Below are 20,362 nucleotides of genomic sequence, written 5' to 3' on the forward strand. Positions count from 1 at the left end.
GCTCCCCATGACCGCGTCACTCAAGCCCATGCCGGCTGCACCGCTTAGCGACATGCCAGCGACCGCGCAGACCACGCCGCGCTTCTCCGCGACCTTCGATCCGCACACGATCTCGGAGATCCAGCGCGCCGCCGCGACCGGCATCTACGACATCCGCGGCGGCGGGGCGAAGCGCAAGCTGCCGCATTTCGACGACCTGCTGTTCCTGGGCGCGTCGATCTCGCGCTACCCGCTCGAAGGCTATCGCGAGAAATGCGGCACCGATATCGTGCTCGGCGCCCGCTTCGCTAGGAAGCCGATCCATCTGAAGATCCCGATCACGATCGCCGGAATGAGCTTCGGCGCCTTGTCGGGACCGGCCAAGGAAGCGCTCGGGCGCGGCGCGACGATCGTCGGCACCTCGACGACGACGGGCGATGGCGGCATGACGCCCGAAGAGCGCGGCCACTCGCAAACACTGGTCTATCAGTACCTGCCCTCGCGCTACGGCATGAACCCGGATGACCTGCGCAAGGCCGACGCGATCGAAATCGTGATCGGCCAGGGCGCCAAGCCCGGCGGCGGCGGCATGCTGCTCGGCCAGAAGATTTCCCCGCGCGTCGCCAGAATGCGCAACCTGCCGGAAGGCATCGACCAGCGCTCGGCCTGCCGCCACCCGGATTGGACGGGGCCCGACGATCTCGAGATCAAGATCGAGGAGCTGCGCGAGATCACCGATTGGGAGAAGCCGATCTATGTGAAGGTCGGCGCGAGCCGGCCCTATTACGACACCGCACTCGCGGTGAAATCCGGCGCCGATGTCGTGGTGCTCGACGGCATGCAGGGCGGCACGGCAGCAACGCAGGAGGTCTTCATCGAGAATGTCGGCCTGCCGATCCTGGCCGCCATCCGCCCGGCCGTGCAGGCACTGCAGGATCTCGGCATGCATCGCAAGGTCCAGCTCATCGTCTCCGGCGGCATCAGGACCGGCGCCGACGTCGCCAAGGCGCTAGCGCTCGGCGCGGATGCGGTCGCGATCGGCACCGCGGCGCTGATCGCGCTCGGCGACAACGACCCGCGGCTGGAGGCGGAATACGCCAAGCTCGGCACCACGGCCGGCGCTTATGACGACTGGCATGAGGGGCGCGATCCCGCCGGCATCACGACCCAGGATCCCGAGCTCGCTGCGCGTCTCGACCCGGTCAAGGCCGGCCGCAGATTGGCGAATTACCTCTCCGTCCTGGCGTTGGAAACGCAGACCATCGCGCGCGCCTGCGGCAAGAGCCATGTCCATAATCTGGAGCCAGAGGATCTCGTCGCGCTGACCGTGGAAGCCGCCGCCATGGCGCGCGTGCCGCTGGCCGGCACCAACTGGATTCCCGGCAGCGCCGGGTTCTGAAAACCACTGACGGGGCCGTCCAACGAGGCGGCCCTTATCGTTTGAAGAATGGGGAACTGAATGACCGTTGATCTCGCGGCCGCCGCCAAGGAGCGCGGCATCAAGTATTTCTTGATCTCCTACACTGATCTGTTCGGCGTCCAGCGCGCAAAACTGGTTCCCGCCAGCGCCATCAACGGCATGGCCAAAAGCGGCGCCGGCTTTGCCGGCTTCGCGACCTGGCTCGACATGACGCCGGCCGACCCCGATCTCTTCGCGGTGCCCGACCCTGACAGCCTGATCCAGCTACCCTGGAAGCCGGAGGTCGGCTGGCTTGCAGCCGATCTGTGGATGAACGGCAAGGAGGTCGCGCAAGCCCCGCGCAACCTGCTCAAGCGCCTGGTCAACGACGCGGCCGCCCAGGGTTATACGATCAAGACCGGCGTCGAATGCGAGTTCTTCCTGACCACGCCCGACGGTCTCGAAGTCTGCGACAGCGCCGACAAGCAGACAAAACCCTGCTACGATCAGTCGGCACTGATGCGCCAATACGACGTCATCGCCGAACTCTGCGACGCGATGCTGGCGCTCGGCTGGAAGCCCTATCAGAACGACCATGAGGACGCGAACGGCCAGTTCGAGATGAACTGGAATTTCGGCGATGTGCTCGTCACCGCCGACCGCCATTCCTTCTTCAAATATATGGCGAAATCGATCGCCGAGAAGCATGGCCTGCGGGCAACCTTCATGCCGAAGCCGTTCCTGAACCTGACCGGCAGCGGCTGCCACGCCCATGTCTCGGTCTGGAACGGCGAGCGCAACCTGTTCGAGGACGAGGCCGGCGAGCTCGGCGTCTCGCAGCTCGGCTATCACTTCATCGGCGGCGTGATCCATTCGGCCGACGCGCTCTGCGCCTTGTTCAACCCGACGGTGAACTCCTACAAGCGCATCAATGCGCCGCGCACGACCTCTGGCGCGACCTGGTCGCCCAACACCGTGACCTATTCCGGCAACAACCGCACCCATATGATCCGGATTCCCGAGGGCGGGCGGTTCGAATTGCGGCTGCCCGACGGCGCGGCCAACCCCTATCTCCTGCAAGCCGGCATCGTCGCCGCCGGCCTCGACGGCATCGGCAACAAGCGCGATCCCGGCAAGCGCCTCGATATCAACATGTACACGGACGGCCACCTGGTCGAGGGCGTCAAGAAGCTGCCGCTCAACATGCTCGACGCGCTGCGCGCGCTCGAAGCGTCGGAGGTCCTGAAGGAGGGCCTTGGCGCCTTCGTTCCCGCCTATCTCAAACTGAAGCACCAGGAATGGAACGATTACGCACGCCATCTCACCCAGTGGGAGCGTGACGTGACGCTCGATTGCTGAGGTAATCGAGGCGGAATCGCTCTCGTCATTGCGAGCGCAGCGAAGCAATCCAGGGGGGCGCACTACGGCTCTGGATTGCTTCGCTGCGCTCGCAATGACGTTGGCGGGTCGAGACCCGCCTTCCCGCTCTCAGGGCGCGCTGTAGATGCGGGCGGCTCCCGCCGGCCAGCCGAGGCGGACCTTGTCCGCGGTTTGCGGCGGCTCGCCCCTGAAACCGTCGCAGGGCAAGCGGATCGAGACCTCGCCGCCCCAGCTCGTGCGCGTCAGGACATGCACGACATCGCCGAGGAAGGTCGTCGCGGTGACAGTGGCCGGAACCAGCCCTGCCGCCATGTCGTCGCCCCGGGTGATCGTGAGACGCTCCGGCCGGACCATGATCGCGACATCGTCCCCGGCCTTGAGACCCGCGCCAGCAAGGCTCGCACCGGCAAGGCGCGCACCGGTAAGGCCCGGAAGCCGCGAGCCATCAGGCAGAACCGCCTCGAAGGCGGCCCCGCTCGCGGATGCGACCTTGGCCGGCAGGAAGTTGGAATTGCCGATGAAGCCCGCGACGAAATGCGTGGCGGGCGCATCGTAAAGGTCGCGGCCGGACCCGACCTGCTCGATCCGGCCATTGTTGAACAAGGCGACTCGGTCGGACAGGCGCAGCGCCTCCTCCTGGTCATGCGTGACATAGAGGATCGTCACCCCGGTCTCGTTATGGATGCGCTTGATCTCGAACTGGATCTCTTCCTTCAGTTTCTTGTCGAGCGCCGACAGCGGCTCGTCCATCAGGAGCAATGGCGGGTCATAGGCCAGGGCGCGGGCCAGGGCCACGCGCTGCTGCTGGCCGCCGGAGAGCTGCGCCGGCATGCGCTCCGCATAGCGCTCCAATCGCACGAGCCTGAGCATGGCCTGAACCCGCGCGTCGATCTCCGCCTTCGAGCGACGACGGACCTTGAGCGGAAAGGCGATGTTGTCAGCAATGCTCAGATGCGGAAACAGCGTGTAGCGCTGGAAGACCATGCCGATATTGCGCTTGTTCGACGGCACCCGCAGCAGCGAGCTTCCACGCAGCAGCACATCGCCGACCGAGGGCCCCTGGAACCCGGCGATGACATAGAGCGTCGTGCTCTTGCCGGAGCCCGAGGGCCCCAGGAATGTGACGAATTCGCCCTCAGCGATGTCCAGCGAAACATCCTCCACTGCGGCGACCGCGCCATAGCGCTTGGCGACGCCCCTGATGGACAGGAAGGGGGTCGTCGTCATGAGGGCTTGTCCTTGCGCAGGAAGGCGGCGAGCAGCATCAGCACGGCGGTGAAGCCGACGAGGATCGAGGACACGGCGGCGATGACCGGCGAGAGATCCTGCCGCAGCGTCGAGAAGATCCGCACTGGCAAGGTCTGGAGGTCGGGGCTCGCCATGAAGATGGCGATGACGACCTCGTCCCAGGACGCCAGGAACGAGAAGATCGCCGCGCCGAACACGCCAAGCCGGATCGAAGGGATCGTCACCCGCAGCTTGGCTTCCAGCGGGCTCGCGCCGCAGATGATCGCGGCATCCTCGATCGCGATGTCGAAGCGCTCCAGCGCATTGCAGATCGAAATGATGGCGAATGGCAGCGCCACCACCAGATGGGCGATGACGAAGCCGATGAAGGTTCCGTTGAGCTGGATCCGCAGGAACAGCGCATAAAGCGCCACCGCCAGCACCACCACCGGCAAGACCATCGGCGTCAGGAACAAGGCGCGGACCAGTTCGCGCCCCGGGAAGCGCCCGCGCGTCAGCCCGAACGACGCCATCAGGCCGATGACGGTCGAGAGCACCATGACGGTCAGCGCGATCCTGAGGCTGACGAAGAAGGAGGTCAGCCATTCCGGATCGGCGAAGAGCTGGCCGTACCATTTCAGCGTCCAGGCCGGCGGCGGGAATTGCAGCCATTGCGAGGAGCCGAAGGACAAAGCGACGATCAGCAGGATCGGCAGGAGCAGGAACAGGCCGACAAGCACGGCGACAAGGCAAAGGGCATAGCGCAGCCAGCCGAGACGATCGAAATCGAGCAGCATGGCCTACCTCGCCTCCCCGCCGCCGAAGCCGAAATAGCGGAACTGCACCGCATAGATGGCCAGCGTCACCACGAGCAGGATGAACGCCGCCGCTCCCGCGAGCCCCCAGTTGAGCAGCGACTGCACCAGTTGCGCGATTAGCTCGGCCAGCATCATGTTGGAGGTTCCACCGAGCAGCGCGGGCGTGACGAAGTAGCCGAGCGACATGACGAAGACCATCAGCACGCCTGCAGCGACGCCCGATGCGACGAGTGGCGCGAAGACCAGCCGGAAGACCTGGAACCGGCTTGCCCCGCACAGGGACGCCGCCTGGAACACCGTCGGGTCGAGCGTCCGGATCGTGGCGTGCAGCGGCAGGATCATGAAGGGCAGCATGATGTAGGTCATGCCGATGGTGACGCCGACGAGGTTGTTGATCAGCGAAAGCGGCTCGGAGATCAGGCCGATCTGCATCAGCATGCGGTTGATGATGCCCGTGCCCTGCAGCAGCACCATCCAAGCATAGGTGCGCGCCAGCAGGTTCGTCCACATCGACAGGACGATGACGCCAAACAGCAAGGCGGACCAACGCCTGGGCGCAACGGCCAGGAACCAGGCGACGGGAAAGGCGAGCAGCAAGGTGACGAGCGTAACGAGCCCCGCCACCAGGAAGGTGTTGCCGAAGACCTTCAGATAGGTCGTGGAGCCGAACACTTCGGCATAGTTCTGCAAGCCCGGTTGCGGCTCCAGGACGCTGCGCAGCAGCAGCGCGACCACGGGTACGACAAAGAACAGCGCCAGCAATCCCAAGGCAGGCGCAACCGCTCCGAGCCCCGCCAGACGGCGGGGCTCGGGCGAGAGATCGACCTCGCCTGCAAGCGATGGCGTGGGCACCGTCGTCATGATCTCACCGGCATTACGGGCGTGACAGGCGCGGGGCTTACTTGGCCTGCCACTCGTACCAGCGCTTGCCGATCTCGTCCCGGTTGGCGGCCCAATAGGCCATGTCGAGATTGATCTGCGAGGTGGTGAACTTGTCAGGCAGGGTCGCGGCCACCTTCGGGTCCATCAGCGCCGCCGATTTGAGGTTCGTCGGAGCGTAGCCGGTCTTGACCGCCATATCGGCCTGCCCCTGCGCCGAGCTCGCCGCCGCGAGAAACTTCATCGCCGCCGCCTTGTTCTTGGCGCCCTTGGGGATGACGAGCACGTCGGCCGCCGTCAGATTCTCTTCCCAGGACAGGCCGACCTGCGGGTTCTCGGCCTGGATAGCGAAGATCCGGCCGTTCCAGAACATGCCGAGCGGAGCCTCGCCCGAGGCCAGGAGTTGCTGCGACTGCGCGCCGCCGCTCCACCAGACGATGTTCGGCTTGATGGTGTCGAGCTTCTTGAAGGCGCGGTCGAGATCGAGCGGGTAGAGCTTGTCCGGCTTGACGCCGTCTGCCAGCAGCGCGATCTCCAGGACGCCCGGCGCCGACCATTTGTAGAAGGTGCGCTTGCCGGGGAACGCCTTAGTGTCGAACAGGTCAGCCCAGACCTTGGGCTCCTTGCCGCCGAGCTTGGCCTTGTTGAAGCCGAGCACGAAGGAATAATAGAAGCTGCCGACATGGTGGGCGGAGCTGAAGCGGGGATCGAGGTCGCCGCTCTTGGTCAAGGCGGGGTCGAGCGGCTCGAGCAGGCCGGCCTTGGCGGCCGCCACCGCGAAATCGCCTTCGACGTCGACGACATCCCAATTCACATTGCCGCTCTCGACCATGGCTTTGAACTTGCCGTAGTCCGTCGGCCCATCCTGCTTGACGGCAATGCCCGAGGACGCCGTGAAGGGTTCAGCCCAGGCCTTCTTCTGAGCCTCCTGGGTGGTGCCGCCCCAGCTCGTGAACACCATGCTGTCCTGCGCGGAGGCAGATCCGATTCCCGACAATGTCGCACTGATCGCGAGCATGCTCGCGGCAATGAGTGTGCAAGCCTTCATGTTCATTCCCCTGTTTTGTTTGGTTGTTCGGCAGGCGTCGTGGCGTCCTATTTCAGCGGCGAGAACGGCGCTGATTTCAGGATCTGGTTCTCCATGGTTTCGATGAGCGACTGGATCTTCGGCAGGAAAGCCTGCCAGCGAGGGTCGGCGGCAAGCGCTGCTCGGCGCGTCTCGCGATCATCGAGGCTGGCATAGGCCCAGACATGCACGATCTGGTTCAGCGGCCCGATGTCGCAGAAGAAGTAGCCGACGAGCGCGCCGAGATGGCTCTTCTGGACGGCTATGCCTTCGTCCTCGACGAGCTTCAGATAGGCCGGCACGGTCCCGGTCTTCAGGCGGTAGGTCCGCATTTCGTAGATCATCGCGGCCTCTCTCCTCAGCGCATCACGAAGGGGTCGGGGATGGGATCGTCGGATGTGCGGATCCAGACCGATTTCGTGCGCGTGTAGTCACGCACCGATTCCGAGCCGCCCTCGCGCCCGAGGCCGGACTGGCCGTAACCGCCGAAGGGCACGATCGGCGAGACCGCCCGATAGGTGTTGACCCAGACGATGCCCGCTCGCAGGCGGCGCGTGACGCGATGCGCCCGGGTGAGGCTCGTGGTGAAGACGCCTGACGCCAGCCCGAACCGCGTATCGTTCGCGAGTGCAATCGCCTCCTCCTCGCTGTCGAAGGGAAGGACGCTGAGCACCGGGCCGAAGAGCTCCTCAGCGACGCAAGGAACGGTGTTGTCAGCCGCCGAGACGATGGTCGGGGCGAAGAACCAGCCCGCCTCGCGGCCGGCCGGACGCCCGCCGCCGCAAATCACCCGCGCCCCGGCGGCGACGCTGCGGGCAAGGTTGTCCTCGATATGCGCGCGCTGGCGCGCGGTCGCGAGCGGGCCCATCTCCGTCGCTTCGTCCTGCGGGTCGCCGACGCGGATCTTCGCCGCCTTCTCAGTGAGGATGGCGACGAGGCGGTCATGCGCCGGGCGCTCGACATAGAGCCTCGAACCAGCGACGCAGCTCTGGCCGGTCGCCGCGAAGATGCCGGCGATGATGGCGTTGGAGACGCTGTCGAGATCAGCATCGGCGAAGACCAGGACGGGCGATTTGCCGCCGAGCTCCAGCGTCACATGCGCCAGGTTCTCTGCGGTGTTGCGCACCACCTGGCGCGCCGTCGCCGGCCCGCCGGTGAAGGCGACGCGCGCCACTTTCGGGTGGCTCGTCAGGGCGCGCCCGGCGGGCTCGCCGAAACCGGTGACGATATTGACGACGCCTTTGGGAAAGCCCGCGGCATCGATCAACCGGGCGAATTCGAGCAGCGGCGCCGGCCCGTCCTCGGAGGCCTTCAGCACGACGGTGCAGCCGGCCGCGAGCGCGGGCCCGAGCTTCACGGCGGACAGGAAGAGCTGCGAGTTCCACGGCACGATGGCGGAGACGACGCCGATCGGCTCGCGGCGCAGGAAGACCTCCATATCCGGCTTGTCGATCGGCAGATGCGCGCCTTCGATCTTGTCGGCAAGCCCCCCGAAATAGCGGTAGTAGTCGGCGACGTAGCCGATCTGTGCCCGCGTCTCGCGAATGATCTTGCCGGTGTCGCGCGTCTCCAGCTCGGCCAGGCGCCCCGCATGCTGGGCGACGAGATCGCCGAGCTTCATCAGCAGCTTGCCGCGCTGGGTCGCGGTCAGCCCGGCCCAGGCCGGGTCATGGAAGGCGCGGTCCGCCGCCTCGACGGCGCGATTGATCTCGGCCTCCCCCGCCGCCGGCATCAGCGCCCAGGCCGTGCCGGTCGCCGGGTCGAGGCTCTCAAAAGTCTCTGCCGCGTCGACGAAGGCGCCGTCGATATAGAGCTGGAACCGCGGCAGGGTCATCGACGCTCTCCGTCAGAGAAAGGCCGGCAGGACATGCCGGATGAAGAGATCGAGCGACTTCTTCTTGCGCGCATGCGGCAGGCCGCTGTCGATCCAGATCGAGAACTGGTCGAAGCCGAGCGCCTCATAGCCCTTCAATCGCGCGATCACCGCATCGGGCTCGCCGATGACCAGGTTCTTGGCGACAGCCTCCGGCCGATAGGCGGGCAGCATCGCCGCGCGCTCCTCGGCATCGAGCGGCGCCATGATGCCTTGCCGGATCGGGCGCTTATTCTGGAACCAGGCGCCGAACAGGCCGTAGAAATCGCTCAGCGCTTGCGACAATTCCTCGGTCTCGGTCGGGCTGTCGGAGACGAAGGTATGCTGCAGCAGCATGATCTTCGGGCGCTTGACCTCGGGATGGTTGGCGACGGCGGTCTCGAAGCGCTCCATCAGACTCGCCACCTCACCATCGCCCGAGGCGAGCGGCGTCACCTGGACGTTGCAGCCATTCGCCACCGCGAAATCATGGCTGTTGGGGTCGCGCGCTGCGATCCAGACCGGCAGTTCCGGCTGCACCGGCTTGGGCGAGGAGGTCGTCTCGGGGAAGGACCAGAATTCGCCCTGATGGGCATAGTCGCCCGCCCAGAGCTTCTTCACCGCCGGCACAAGCTCGCGCATGCGCTGGCCCGCGCCCCAGGCGTCGAGGCCAGGCACAAGGCGTTCGTATTCGAAGGAATAGGCCCCGCGCGCAATGCCAAGGTCGAGGCGCCCATTCGTCGCGACATCGGTCAGCGCCGCCTCGCCCGCGAGCTTGATCGGGTGCCAGAACGGCGCCACCACATTGCCGGTGCCCAGCCGGATGCGCGTCGTCTTCGCCCCCAAATAGGCGAGCTGGACGAAGGGATTCGGCGCGATGGTGAACTCCATCCCGTGATGCTCGCCGATCCAGGCCGTCTCGAAACCGGCCGCCTCGCTGATCAGGACGAGCTCTTCCAGCTCCTCGAAGAGTTCACGATGGGGCTTGGCCGGATCGGCGCGCTCCATATGGACGAAGAGGGAGAATTTCATCGCGCCGCCTTTCGTCTAGACCGGTTGCGCCAACGGCTTGGTCGGTGATTTTGCCAGCGTCTGGACCGTGCCGCTCTCGGTGTCGCCGACATAGACGCCGAAGATGTCCTCGCTGCGCTCGCGGACATAGCGGCGCAACATCGAGCGGATCGCCTCGTCGCGGAGCCGGTCCCACGGAATCGCGTCGAACGGCACCAGATGCACCGCCGCCGATGGTTCCGGCACCTCCAGAAGCCTGCCGCGATAATAGATCGAGGTCGCGCCCGGCGCCTCGCGATCCTCGAACACCGCGAAGAGGAAGCCGAGATCCGCCTTGATGCCGAGATGATTCATGCGCCCCGACAGGCTCGCCGGATCGCCGCCCGCGCCGAGCGAGGCGCCCTCGGGCAGATCGAGCCGCCCGCCCTCGCCCGCGACGAGCAGGATCGCGCGCTCATGCTCCAGGATCGCGCCGACGCGCATCCGGCCGCCCTTCGCGGAGAAGCTGTCGAGCGACAGGCCGAACGCCACATGCGCGCCCCGGCAATAGCCGAGCGGGTTGGCCGGCGCATGGTCAAAGCCCATCACCTCGCCAATGAGGATGACATGATCGCCGGCCTCGATCAGCTCATGCTGCCGGCAGTCGAACCAGGCCGCGACGTCGTTCAGGATCGGGCTGCCCGCCGGCCCCTTGCGCCAAGCGGTCCTGGCGAATTTGTCGGCGCTCCTGGTCGCAAACAGATTGGAGATATCGGCCTGACTCTCGGCCAGGATGTTCACGGAGAAATGGCCCGCCTTGGAGAAGACCGGGCAGCTCGACGCCGTCTTGGCGATGCAGACCAGAACCAGCGGCGGATCGAGCGAGACCGAGGTGAAGGAGTTGGCGGTGAAGCCGCGCGGCTCGCCATCATCCTGGAGCGTCGCCACCACGGTGACGCCGGTCAGGAAGCTGCCGAGCGCCTTGCGGAAGGCGCCCTTGTCGAAGGCCGCCGGCTCAGCTGGCTCGGTAACCCGCGCCGCCTCGGCCTGCGCGAAGAAGGCAAGCAGCCGCCGGTTGATCTCGCCGGGCGCGGTCAGGCTCATCATATGGCGCTCATCGGGCACGATCTCGGCCCGGCTGCCGGGCGCAAGCCGCGCCATCGCCAGGGACATCTCGGGGGTCGAGTTGGGGTCACCTTCGCCGGTGATGAACAGGGCCGGCACGGAAAGCCCAGGAAGACGGTCGCGATGAGCGGCGTCCGAGGTCGCAAACAGCCGATAGGTCCGCGCATAACCGACCGGATCGACGGCATCGAGAAGCGCATGCACCGTCGCCGCCGCAAGGCTCCACGAGGCCGGGACGGGATCTCCGAACCAGCGCGTAATGGTGGCGCCCCAGGCAGGGGGAGCGGCCGCATCCTCGAGCGCCGCGAGACGCTGCGCGATCGCCTCGCGCTGCTCCGACGTGCGACAGAAGGTGGCGTTCATCGCCGTCACGCTCGCCAGCCGCGAGGGATGCGACAAGGCGAATTCCAGCGAGACAAGCGCGCCCATGGAATGGCCGACAAGATGCACGTTCCGCAGACCGAGGCCGTCGATGAGCGCGAGCAACGCGTCGGCATAGTCGGAAAGCCGCGCATCCGCCGGCGGCAGGCTGGAGCCGCCATGGCCAAGCATATCGACGGCGACGACGTCGTAGCGCTTCGACAATTGCTCGATCTGGTCCGCCCAGACCGATGCCTGCATGCCGACGCCATGCACGAGAAGGACAGGCGCCCCCCTGCCGCGCCGGGTGAAGGCCGCCCGCGCGGGCGCTCCCGTCCGGTCCTGGTAGGAGATTGCGTCCCGCTCAGACATCGGTGCCGCCCAGATCCTTGAGATCCTGGTAGCGGTCGCCGATGCGATGATGCGGCCGTCCGCCGATGGAGGCACCGAGCGCCACCACGATCTCGTCGGGAGCCGGCGCGTCGAGAATGCCGAACTGGATCGTAAGGTAGTGCGAGCGCATGCCCTCATCGGCCTTGTGCATCAACGGGATGACCACCGGGCAGTTCGGCCCGCCGCGCGTATTGGTGAAGCTCAGATAGCTCTTCGCGCCGACGGCCTTGCGGAAATGATTGCCGAAGCGGAGCGTGTGGATCAGCGCCGAGGCGTGCTCGATTTCGCCGGAGGTGCCGACGATCGCGGCCTTGCCATAACCTTCGACCGCCTCGCCGCCGCCGGTCATCCGCAGGATCTCGGCCGTCAATCGCTCGCCCAGAACCGGCGCGACGGCGTGGATCTCGGGCTTCAGATCCTCGACGAAACCGCGGCCCGCCCAGGGATTGCGCAGAACCGCCGCCGCCGCGAACAGGCGCAGCGGCCGCGCAGCCTCACGGCCGCCCTCGATGAAAGTGTCCTCCGTGAACGTGACGATCTTGCGCAGTTCCAAGCTCACTTCCCTCTCCTCTCAAGTGACCCACCTCGAGAATGAGATTATGGTATGCCATATTATTGTTTCGTCAAGGGCGCCTGGATGGTGGGTTCGGTACCCTGGGAAACGCACCGTTATCCTGGCCGAAGCAAAGCGGAGCGCCGGGATCCGTCGGAGGGCCAGACCCTTTAAAGGATTGGCCCTCCGACGGATCCCGGATCTGCGCGGCTTCGCCGCTTGTCCGGGATGACGGGGTGAGTGTGTGAAGGCCGCCCGCTTAGACGCGGGGCAGCGTCCACGGCCGCGCTGTCAGGCGCCGACCTTGGCCAGCACATCGGCGCGCAGGAAGCGCTCGATGAACAGCATGAACAGCACGGAGGGAACGAGCAGGATCAGCGCCGTGATCGAGGCGACCTGATAATTGCCGCCCATCGCCGCGTTGTAGAGCAAGAGCGGCAGCGTCGTGACCTGCGGCACGCCGACGAAGAAGGTGCCGGTGAACTCGTCGAGCGACTCCAGGAAGACGAAGATGCCGCTGGCGATGATGCCGGGCGCGGCCAAGGGCAGTGTCACCGTGAAGAAGGCGCGCAAGGGCGAGGCGCCGATATTGCGGGCGGCAAGCTCGAGATCCTTGTCGACCGCCGCGAAAGCCGCCGCCGCAATCCAGACGGAATAGACCAGGCCATGGGCGGCATGGACGAGAACGACGGCGAAGACCGTGCCGTTGATGCCGATCTGGTAGAACACCCGCGCGACATTGATGTAGATCGCGACCGAGGGAAAAGCCTGCGGCAGCAGGAACATCACCATGAACAGCGCCCGCATCGGCAGCTTCAAGCGCGCCAGCGCATAGCCCGCCGGGATAGACAGAGCGAGCGCGACGACGACCGTCAGCACGGCGATCCAGACGGAGGTGCCGAGCGAAACCATCGCGTCGCCGGTCGGGCGGAAGACCTGCTCCCAATAGCGCGTGCCATAGGTCACCGGCAGCTTGAACGGCGTGTACCAGCGCTCGGCGACCGACCAGAGCGCGAGATTGGCCAATGGGCCGATCAGCACGAAGGCGAAGGCGGCGAGCAGCGCGGCGGCCAGCGCCGCCCGGGCGGTCGAGGCGAGGCGGATCATGGCGCCGCCTCCTTCGACAGGCCCCGCTTGAGGTAGAGGATCGCGGCGCCTGCGCTGATCAGATAGGTGATGACGCCAAGCGCATTCGCCGTAGCGTAGTCACCGTAGGAGTTGATGCGGAAGGCCATGTCGACCGTCAGCATGGTCGGCTGCGAGCCCGCGACCATCATCGGCACGGAGAGCACGGAGAGCATCGTCACGAAGGACAGCACGAGCGCGACGAGCAGCGTCGGCATCACCTGCGGTAAGGCCAGCTCGACGAGCACGCGGACACGCGAGGCACCGAGATTGCGGCCGGCCTCCAGCGTCGCCCGGTCGATGGAGGCGAGCGCGCCGGCGAGCAGCAGCGCGACGAAGGGGGTCTGCTTCCAGACGAAGGTCGCGATGATGCCGCGCCAGTCGAGATAGCTCACGGCGCTCAGCGGCTCCATCAGCCCGAGCGAGACGAAGGTGTTGTTCATCAGCCCGTTCTTGGCGAGGAAGGTGCGCATGCACTGCGCCGCGACGATGAAGGGGATGAAGAGCGGCCAGCGATAGAGCGCCTTGAGCGTGCCGACGATCCAGGGGTTCTCGCCCAATGTCAGCGTGCCGGCGATGACGATCGCGGCAAACGCGGTCAACCCGCAGGACGCCAGCACGATCACCACCGTGAAGACGATGTCGGTCGAATACAGCTCATAGGCCTTGGCGAACCAGTCCAGCGTCAGCGAGCCGTCCGGCTTGGTGAAGGCCGAGATCAGCGAGAAGCCGAGCGGGTAGAGGAATAGCGCAGCGACCAGGAGAAGGCCGGGCGCGATGAGGATCAGCGCCAGTTGGCGTTGGGAGAGGCTCATTCCACTGCGCTTCTTCAAGTTCGCGGGGTCATCCCGGACAAGTCGCGTCAGCGACGCCGATCCGGGATCCATGCCTGAACCGTTCCGGCATGGATCCCGGGTCTACGCTTCGCTTCGCCCGGGATGACGGCGCATTCCGTCACCCCGGCTGTCGATAAAGGTCTCAGTTCGAGACCTTCTTCTCGTAGCCTTCGAGGATGTCGTTGAAGTAGGGCGCGATCGGGAAGGACTTGGCGTTCTTCGAGAGGTCGCTCGGGGTGATGTCGGTGAAGAGCTTGTTCCAGGCCGCCTGGTCGAGCTTGCCCTCGAGGTTCTTGGCGTCGATGCCCGGATACCAGTTGAATTTCTTGACGATGCCGTCCGCCTGCACCTGCGGGCTGGTGGCGAGCGCGATAAACTCCTCGGCGAGCTTGCGGTTGGCGGTCTTCTCCGGCACCGCGTAATACATCGGCTGTCCCGGCATGCCCGGAGAAGCGAGCTTGAGCTTCATGTTCGGCGGCAGCTTGCCGTCGGCCTGCCAGGAATAGAACATATCGACCCAGACCGGCCCCATCGCGATCTCGCCACGGTTGAGCATGTCGAGCGTGCCGGCATTGCCGGGGGTGATGACGACCGACTTGTTGAACTCCTTGAGATCGGCGAGCGCGCCGTCCCAGGACGCCTTCACGGCCGGATCATAGGGCCCCTTGATCAGCTTGTCGGCGTCGCCGCCGAAGGCGTAGACCCAGCCGGCGACGAAGGCGACGCCGGACATGCCGCCCTTGATGCCGTTATAGCCGAACTGCTTGGGGTTCTTCTTGGCCCAGTCGCGCAGCTCCGCGAAGGTGTTGGGCGGGGATTTGAGCAGATCGGCATTATAGGCGAGCGCGGTCTGCGACTGGAACATCGGGATGACGAAGCCCGAAACGTCGGCGCCGAGCGCGTTCTTCGCGGACTCGCTGGAGACGAGTTTCGCGGTGTCGACCTTGTCGGTGTATTTGGCGAGCAGGCCTTCCTTCACCATCGTGCCGGCGGCCTTCTGGTGGATGACGACGACATCGAAATCGGTCGTGGCCGCGCTCTTCTGCGCGTCGAGCTTCTCATAGATCTTCTGCGAGCCGGAATCGCCGGCGCCGGTGCCGACGGAAACCACCTTCACGCCGGGATGGGACTTCTCGAACATCGGCCCGAGATAGTCCTTCACATAGTCGACCATGTTCTGGTCGCCGGCGGTGGCGACGTTCAGGGTCTGGGCGGCGAGCGGCGATGCCGCCATCAGCGCCGCGAGCGAACAGGCAATGGTGAGGATGCGCATGGGTCTGACTCCTTGTTGGGTAGAACGCGGTCAGGCGGCGATCGTCCCGGCCTCGGATGCCGGAAAGATGTGGAGGCGCTGCAGCGGGATGCGCAGGCCGATCTTGGTTCCGAGTTCATGGCGATTGGCGTCGTCGACCGTGATCTGGCGGCCTGCGGCCTCGACCCGGTAGCGGTAGACGCCGCCTGGATAGGCGCGCGCGGCGATCAACCCCGGCACGATCAGATCGTCGGCAGAGGTCGCGTCGCTGGCATCGAGCCGCGCGACGTCGTCACGGAAATAGGCGACGGCGTCACCGGCGGGCAAAGTGTTGGACAGCCCCGCTGCGATGTGGGCAGTCGCGTCTCCGGCACTAAGGGATGCGCCCTGCTCCGAGCGCTCGACGCGCAGCGGCAGGACATTCTCCGCGCCCATGAAATTCGCGACGAAGGCGGTCGCCGGGCGGTCATAGACCTCCTCGGGCGTGCCGACCTGCGCGATCCTGCCCGCCTGCATGATGACGAGCCGGTCGGCCATGGTCATGGCCTCCTCGCGATCATGCGTGACATGGACGGCGGTCAAGCCCAGGCGCTGCTGGATCGCCCGGATCTCATGGCGCATCGTCATGCGGATCTTGGCGTCGAGATTGGAAAGCGGCTCGTCGAGCAGCAGAATGCCGGGGTCGATCGCAAGCGCCCGGCCGAGCGCGACGCGCTGGCGCTGGCCGCCCGAGAGCGCAGTGACCTTGCGGTCCTCATAGCCGGCAAGGCCGAGGAATTCGAGCATCGCAGCGACCTTGGCCGCGATCTGCGCCTTGGTGGCGCCGCGCAGCTTCAAGCCGTAGCCAATATTCTGCAGCACGGTCATATGCGGCCACAGCGCATAGGACTGGAATACCATCGCCATGCCGCGCTTCTCCGGCGGCAGGGATGCGACATCCCGGCCGCCGACGATGATCGAGCCGGATTCGACCGGCACGAAGCCGCTCAGCGAGCGCAAAAGCGTGGTCTTGCCGCAGCCCGACGAGCCGAGAAGCGCGGTAAAGCTGCCGGGCGTGAAATCAAGGCTGACGCCGTGCAGCACCCGCGTGCCGCCATAGGCGACGTGAAGGTCGCGCACGGCAATGGCCGCGCCGCTTTGCGGCCCGTGCTGCAATTCCGTTGGCAAAACGCCGTCTCCCTTGCCGCGATCTTTTTCAGAATGATTGGAACGTCTCTTCCAATTTCTGATACGCTTGGAATAAATATAACGCCCGTCTCCGGCCGTGTGCAATAGGTTTGTGAACCTCTGATGACACCCCTGATCCACTCCATCTGGCTGCTGCCGAAAACCGAGGACGAGACGCTGCTGGCGGAGGTGGTTACGGAGCTGTCGCGCCGCTTCGACACACCGCTCTTCGCGCCGCATCTGACGGTGAAGGGCGACACCGACCTGCCCATAGCCGCGCTCGAAGCCGCGATCGCGGAGGCGGCCGGCGCGGTCGCGAGGTTTGCAGAAGAGATCACCGCGATCGAAACGAGCGAAACCTATTTCCGCTCGTTCTATGCGCGCTTCGCGGTCAGCGCGCCGCTGGCGCGATTGAAGCAGCGATTGGACGCGCAGGCGGCAGAGGCCTTCATGCCGCATGTCTCGCTGCTCTACGGCGCGGTCGCGCCAGAGCTGAAGGTCGCAGCTGCAGAGGAGGTCGGGCGGAGGCTGAAAGGGCGAGCCATCAGCTTCGACCGGCTCTGCGTGGTGCGCTCGGGCCAGGATATCCCGATCGCCGATTGGCGCATGATCGCGACCGCGCGGCTGGGCTGATGGCGCGGCCGGCTCAGTCCGGCGGGATCAGCGTCACGCCCGAATTCGCGAAGCCGAGCTTCACCGGCGCGCCCTCGGCCAGCATCGGGCGGGCGCCGTACTGCACCACGAAGAGATCGGCGGCCTCCGTCGCGACGATGATGTCGAGGTGGTTGCCGAGATAGGTGCATTTGCGGATCGTGCCGGGCAGCCCCTCGCCCGTCGCCTCCGACAGAATCAGGCTCTCCGGTCGAACCGCGACCCGGGCCGGCCCCGGCCCAAGCCCGCGCGCCGGCAAGGAGATGCTGGCCGAGCCGATCGCGACATCGGCGCGCCCCTCGGCGACGGAGCGGATCGTCACGTCGATCAGATTGGCGTCGCCGATGAAATCCGCGACGAAGGCATTGGCCGGCTCCTCATAGAGCTCGCGCGGCGCGCCCTCCTGCGCGATGCGCGAATTCGACATCACGATGATGCGGTCGGAGACCGCGAGCGCCTCCTCCTGATCATGGGTGACATAGGCGACCGTCAGGTTGAGACTCTGCTGCAATTCGCGGATCTCCTCGCGGACCCGGCGGCGCAGTTTCGCGTCGAGGTTGGAGAGCGGCTCGTCGAAGAGCAGCACCTGCGGCTCCAGGACCAGTGCGCGCGCCACCGCGACGCGCTGCTGCTGCCCACCGGAGAGCTCCGAAGGGTAGCGGTTCTCGAAACCTTTCAGGCCGACGAGCGCGAGCTTCGACAGCGCCATCTCGCGCGCCACATCCTTGCCCAGCCCCTTCACGGTCGGGCCATAGGCGGCGTTCTCCAGCACGCTCATATGCGGAAACAGCGCATAGGACTGGAACACCATGCTGACGTCGCGATCGGCGGCCGAGAGCCGCGTCACATCCTTGCCGCCGATCAGGATCTGGCCCGCGCTGGCGATCTCGAGCCCGGCGATCATGCGTAGCGTCGTGGTCTTGCCGCAGCCGGAGGGGCCGAGCAGGGTGACGAGCTTGCCCGCCTCGATGGCGAAGCTGACATCGTCGACGGCCGTCACCGCGCCATAGCGCATGCTGACATTGCGGAACTCGACGGATGCGGGGCCGGCCTTCGTCAACTTGCTGCTCCTTGACTGATGGGATCGGAGACCGAGCTGGAGAGCGCCACGACCTTGCGCCGGCCGACTTGGCGCCGGCCGAGCTTGCGTTCGCCGACGCCGAGCTGGATCAGTCCGATGCCGGCAGCCATGACCACGATCAGCACCGAGGAATAGGCGATGGCCAAGCCGAACTCGCCGGCCTCGACCCGGCCGACGATATAGGCGGTGGCGAGGTTGTACTCGGCCGAGACCAGGAAGATCACCGCGCTGACGGCGGTCATGCTGCGCACGAAGCTATAGACCAGCGCCGCAACCAGGGCCGGGCGCAGCAGCGGCAGCACGACGCGCCAGAGCGTGGTGAAGCTGCGGGCGCGCAGCGTCGTCGAGGCCTCGTCCAGGCTCTTGTCGATCTGCGACAGGCCGGCGATGCCGGAGCGCACGCCGACCGGCATGTTGCGGAAGACGAAGGCGATGATCAGGATCAGCCCGGTGCCGGTGATCTCGATCGGGGGCACGTTGAAGGCCAGGATATAGGCAACGCCGAGCACCGTGCCGGGAATGGCGAAGGAGAGCATCGTCGCGAATTCCAGGGTGCCGCGCCCGCTGAATTTCTGCCGTGTCAGCAGATAGGCGGTGAGCAGGCCGATCAGCGCCGTCAACGGCGCCGAGATCGCCGCGACCTTGAGCGTCGTGAAGAAGGAGTTCCAGGCCGCGCCCTCGAAGAAGAGTCCGCGGCTGAAATCGATCGCGAAACCGGTGCGGTAATGCTCCAGCGTCGGCGTGTAGTCGCGGCCCATCGTCTTGACGAAACCGCCGACGAGGATGACGAGATAGATCACCAGCGTGAGCGCCACCCAGGGCGCAACGGCCAGCCCCGCAAGCCAGGTGACCCGGCGCGGCAGCGGCGTCGGCAGGCCGGCATCGCCCTTGCCCGTCACGGTCGTGTAGGATTTGCCGCCGAGCCAGCCCTGCTGCAGCCAGAAGGCGCCGAGCGTGAAGGCGAGCAGCACCATGGCGAGCACCGCCGCCTGGCCCTGGTTATAGGCTGCGCCGACGACGGCGAAGAAGATCTTGGTCGAGAGCACCTCGAAATTGCCGCCGAGCACCAGCGGGTTGCCGAAATCAGCCATGCTCTCGACGAAGCCGAGCAGGAAGGCGTTGGCGATGCCGGGTCGCAGCAATGGCCAGGTCACGGTCGAGAAGGTCTGCCAGCGGCCGGCCCCCAATGTCTGCGAAGCCTCCTCCAGGCTCGGGCTGATGCCCTGGACCACGCCGATCAGGACGAGGAAGGCGATCGGCGCGAAGGCGAGAACCTGCGCCAGCAGCACGCCGGGCAAACCATAGATCCAGCGCGAGCGCGGAAACCCGAACCAGTCCGCCATGATCCCGGTGAAGAAGCCGGAACGGCCGAAGAGCAGGATCAGCGCAAGCCCGATCACGAAGGGCGGCGTGATGATCGGCAGCACCGTCAGCGCCCGCATCAGGCGCTTGCCAGGCATCGCCGTGCGCTGGAGCAGCAGCGCGCAGGCAAGGCCGAGCAGGGTCGTGATCACCCCGGTCAGCACGGCCAGGATCAGCGTGTTCCAGGCAACGCCGCAACTCGTGCCGCCGGAGACGCAGCCGAGCCCCCAGATCGTGGCGCTGAAGAACCTGTCCGAGAAAGCCGAGAGCGCGACATGGCCGTTCTGATCGACCAGGGCGCTCTTCAGGATGACCATGACCGGCCAGAAGATGAACAGCCCGATCAGCAGGACGACGATGCCGATGGCCGAGGTGGTGAACAGGTCGCCCCGGCAATAGCCGCGATAAGCCAGGCCATGGCAGGTCAGGAGCAGCAGCGAGAGCACCGTCAGGAAGGCGCCGCCGCCCATGCCGCCCTGTGCGACATCCGCGCCGAAAAGCGCCATGGCCCAGCCGGCGGCCGAGCCCTTGAGGACGATGCCGAAGCCCTGCAGGAAGAAAACCGCTAGCCCCGCAGCGCCGGCCGCGACGAGGACACGCGCCACCTTGCCGGAGTCAGCGCCGCGGCAGAACGCCGTCGCCACCAGAAGGGCCAATCCGACCGGCAGCAGCCAGGGCGCTTCCCCGGACAAGGCGAGCGCGAGCGCGCTGCCGGCCTTGCCGAGCGGGTAACCGGAGAGCCAGCCGAACTGCGTCAGGCTCATGCCCTCCGGCAGATACCAGGGCAGCAGGGCATAGCCGAGCCAGCCGATCAGGAGCACGAGTTGCGTGGCGCGGCGCATGTCAGCCGTCTCCGCCCGAGGGCCC

The 20,362-nt window shown here is 66.2% G+C and carries 18 protein-coding genes; 3 read left to right on the top strand and 15 right to left on the bottom strand.

The features are described from left to right. Positions 1-52 precede the first annotated feature (52 nt). Both BMZ97_RS13960 and glnT read left to right on the top strand, forming a co-directional pair. A complete protein-coding gene (locus tag BMZ97_RS13960; RefSeq protein ID WP_210188263.1) occupies positions 53-1,378 on the top strand; it encodes an FMN-binding glutamate synthase family protein in 1,326 nt (441 codons plus the stop codon). 60 nt (positions 1,379-1,438) lie between these two features. Further along, positions 1,439-2,737, top strand: a complete 1,299-nt coding sequence (gene glnT / locus BMZ97_RS13965) for a type III glutamate--ammonia ligase (protein WP_092170293.1) — start codon at positions 1,439-1,441, stop codon at positions 2,735-2,737. A 129-nt stretch (positions 2,738-2,866) separates the two neighbouring features. Here glnT and BMZ97_RS13970 read toward each other — a convergent pair whose 3' ends face one another. The 13 genes from BMZ97_RS13970 to BMZ97_RS14030 form a co-directional block, all read right to left on the bottom strand. Next, on the bottom strand, positions 2,867-3,985 hold the full coding sequence (locus tag BMZ97_RS13970) for an ABC transporter ATP-binding protein (protein ID WP_092170296.1): 1,119 nt from the start codon (positions 3,983-3,985) through the stop codon (positions 2,867-2,869). Next, positions 3,982-4,782: an ABC transporter permease gene (locus BMZ97_RS13975; protein ID WP_092170298.1), complete on the bottom strand. Its 801-nt coding sequence runs from the start codon at positions 4,780-4,782 to the stop codon at positions 3,982-3,984. The genes BMZ97_RS13970 and BMZ97_RS13975 overlap by 4 nt, the downstream gene beginning before the upstream one ends. 3 nt (positions 4,783-4,785) lie before the next feature. Then, positions 4,786-5,664: an ABC transporter permease gene (locus BMZ97_RS13980; protein WP_092170301.1), complete on the bottom strand. Its 879-nt coding sequence runs from the start codon at positions 5,662-5,664 to the stop codon at positions 4,786-4,788. Between the two features lie 37 nt (positions 5,665-5,701). Next, positions 5,702-6,700: an ABC transporter substrate-binding protein gene (locus BMZ97_RS13985; RefSeq protein ID WP_244546440.1), complete on the bottom strand. Its 999-nt coding sequence runs from the start codon at positions 6,698-6,700 to the stop codon at positions 5,702-5,704. Between the two features lie 77 nt (positions 6,701-6,777). Further along, a complete protein-coding gene (locus tag BMZ97_RS13990) occupies positions 6,778-7,092 on the bottom strand; it encodes an NIPSNAP family protein (RefSeq protein WP_092170306.1) in 315 nt (104 codons plus the stop codon). Positions 7,093-7,106: 14 nt separating this feature from the next. Next, positions 7,107-8,576 (bottom strand): aldehyde dehydrogenase, encoded by a 1,470-nt coding sequence (locus BMZ97_RS13995; RefSeq protein ID WP_210188264.1) that lies wholly within the window; start codon positions 8,574-8,576, stop codon positions 7,107-7,109. Between the two features lie 18 nt (positions 8,577-8,594). Continuing rightward, entirely contained in the window at positions 8,595-9,632 is a 1,038-nt protein-coding gene (locus BMZ97_RS14000; protein WP_092170311.1) for an LLM class flavin-dependent oxidoreductase, read from the bottom strand. A gap of 15 nt (positions 9,633-9,647) precedes the next feature. Next, the gene (locus BMZ97_RS14005; protein WP_092170314.1) at positions 9,648-11,447 is read right to left on the bottom strand and encodes an alpha/beta fold hydrolase; all 1,800 of its coding nucleotides are present in this window, start codon (positions 11,445-11,447) and stop codon (positions 9,648-9,650) included. Continuing rightward, positions 11,440-12,027 carry an amino acid synthesis family protein gene (locus BMZ97_RS14010; protein WP_092170317.1) on the bottom strand — a complete coding sequence of 196 codons (588 nt, stop codon included), beginning with the start codon at positions 12,025-12,027 and terminating at the stop codon, positions 11,440-11,442. Before BMZ97_RS14010 ends, BMZ97_RS14005 begins: the two co-directional genes overlap by 8 nt. Before the next feature lie 285 nt (positions 12,028-12,312). Next, positions 12,313-13,128 carry an ABC transporter permease gene (locus BMZ97_RS14015; protein WP_092170320.1) on the bottom strand — a complete coding sequence of 272 codons (816 nt, stop codon included), beginning with the start codon at positions 13,126-13,128 and terminating at the stop codon, positions 12,313-12,315. After that, entirely contained in the window at positions 13,125-13,961 is an 837-nt protein-coding gene (locus tag BMZ97_RS14020) for an ABC transporter permease (RefSeq protein ID WP_092170321.1), read from the bottom strand. Before BMZ97_RS14020 ends, BMZ97_RS14015 begins: the two co-directional genes overlap by 4 nt. A 163-nt stretch (positions 13,962-14,124) precedes the next feature. After that, positions 14,125-15,255 (bottom strand): ABC transporter substrate-binding protein, encoded by a 1,131-nt coding sequence (locus BMZ97_RS14025; RefSeq protein ID WP_092170323.1) that lies wholly within the window; start codon positions 15,253-15,255, stop codon positions 14,125-14,127. Positions 15,256-15,285: 30 nt separating this feature from the next. Then, positions 15,286-16,401: an ABC transporter ATP-binding protein gene (locus BMZ97_RS14030; RefSeq protein ID WP_244546406.1), complete on the bottom strand. Its 1,116-nt coding sequence runs from the start codon at positions 16,399-16,401 to the stop codon at positions 15,286-15,288. Between the two features lie 123 nt (positions 16,402-16,524). Between BMZ97_RS14030 and BMZ97_RS14035 the strand changes: the two genes are divergently transcribed. Beyond that, positions 16,525-17,034, top strand: a complete 510-nt coding sequence (locus BMZ97_RS14035; RefSeq protein WP_092171422.1) for a 2'-5' RNA ligase family protein — start codon at positions 16,525-16,527, stop codon at positions 17,032-17,034. Positions 17,035-17,047: 13 nt separating this feature from the next. Here the strand turns inward: BMZ97_RS14035 and BMZ97_RS14040 are convergent, their stop codons facing one another. Both BMZ97_RS14040 and BMZ97_RS14045 read right to left on the bottom strand, forming a co-directional pair. Continuing rightward, entirely contained in the window at positions 17,048-18,067 is a 1,020-nt protein-coding gene (locus tag BMZ97_RS14040) for an ABC transporter ATP-binding protein (protein WP_092171425.1), read from the bottom strand. 41 nt (positions 18,068-18,108) lie between these two features. Beyond that, positions 18,109-20,337, bottom strand: coding sequence for an ABC transporter permease (locus BMZ97_RS14045; RefSeq protein WP_092170324.1), 2,229 nt, complete (start codon positions 20,335-20,337; stop codon positions 18,109-18,111). Positions 20,338-20,362: the final 25 nt, after the last annotated feature.

Origin of the sequence: Allobosea sp. OK403 (genome assembly GCF_900113835.1) — a bacterium.
GTDB lineage: Bacteria > Pseudomonadota > Alphaproteobacteria > Rhizobiales > Beijerinckiaceae > Allobosea.

Coding starts and splice junctions, on each gene's coding strand:
- BMZ97_RS14035 (WP_092171422.1), top strand. CDS start 16,525: ATGACACCCCTGATCCACTCCATCTGGCTGCTGCCGAAAACCGAGGAC.
- BMZ97_RS13990 (WP_092170306.1), bottom strand. CDS start 7,092: ATGATCTACGAAATGCGGACCTACCGCCTGAAGACCGGGACCGTGCCG.
- BMZ97_RS13985 (WP_244546440.1), bottom strand. CDS start 6,700: ATGCTCGCGATCAGTGCGACATTGTCGGGAATCGGATCTGCCTCCGCG.
- BMZ97_RS13970 (WP_092170296.1), bottom strand. CDS start 3,985: ATGACGACGACCCCCTTCCTGTCCATCAGGGGCGTCGCCAAGCGCTAT.
- BMZ97_RS13960 (WP_210188263.1), top strand. CDS start 53: ATGCCAGCGACCGCGCAGACCACGCCGCGCTTCTCCGCGACCTTCGAT.
- BMZ97_RS14025 (WP_092170323.1), bottom strand. CDS start 15,255: ATGCGCATCCTCACCATTGCCTGTTCGCTCGCGGCGCTGATGGCGGCA.
- BMZ97_RS14020 (WP_092170321.1), bottom strand. CDS start 13,961: ATGAGCCTCTCCCAACGCCAACTGGCGCTGATCCTCATCGCGCCCGGC.
- glnT (WP_092170293.1), top strand. CDS start 1,439: ATGACCGTTGATCTCGCGGCCGCCGCCAAGGAGCGCGGCATCAAGTAT.
- BMZ97_RS14040 (WP_092171425.1), bottom strand. CDS start 18,067: ATGCGCTATGGCGCGGTGACGGCCGTCGACGATGTCAGCTTCGCCATC.
- BMZ97_RS13980 (WP_092170301.1), bottom strand. CDS start 5,664: ATGACGACGGTGCCCACGCCATCGCTTGCAGGCGAGGTCGATCTCTCG.
- BMZ97_RS14000 (WP_092170311.1), bottom strand. CDS start 9,632: ATGAAATTCTCCCTCTTCGTCCATATGGAGCGCGCCGATCCGGCCAAG.
- BMZ97_RS14015 (WP_092170320.1), bottom strand. CDS start 13,128: ATGATCCGCCTCGCCTCGACCGCCCGGGCGGCGCTGGCCGCCGCGCTG.
- BMZ97_RS14045 (WP_092170324.1), bottom strand. CDS start 20,337: ATGCGCCGCGCCACGCAACTCGTGCTCCTGATCGGCTGGCTCGGCTAT.
- BMZ97_RS13975 (WP_092170298.1), bottom strand. CDS start 4,782: ATGCTGCTCGATTTCGATCGTCTCGGCTGGCTGCGCTATGCCCTTTGC.
- BMZ97_RS14005 (WP_092170314.1), bottom strand. CDS start 11,447: ATGTCTGAGCGGGACGCAATCTCCTACCAGGACCGGACGGGAGCGCCC.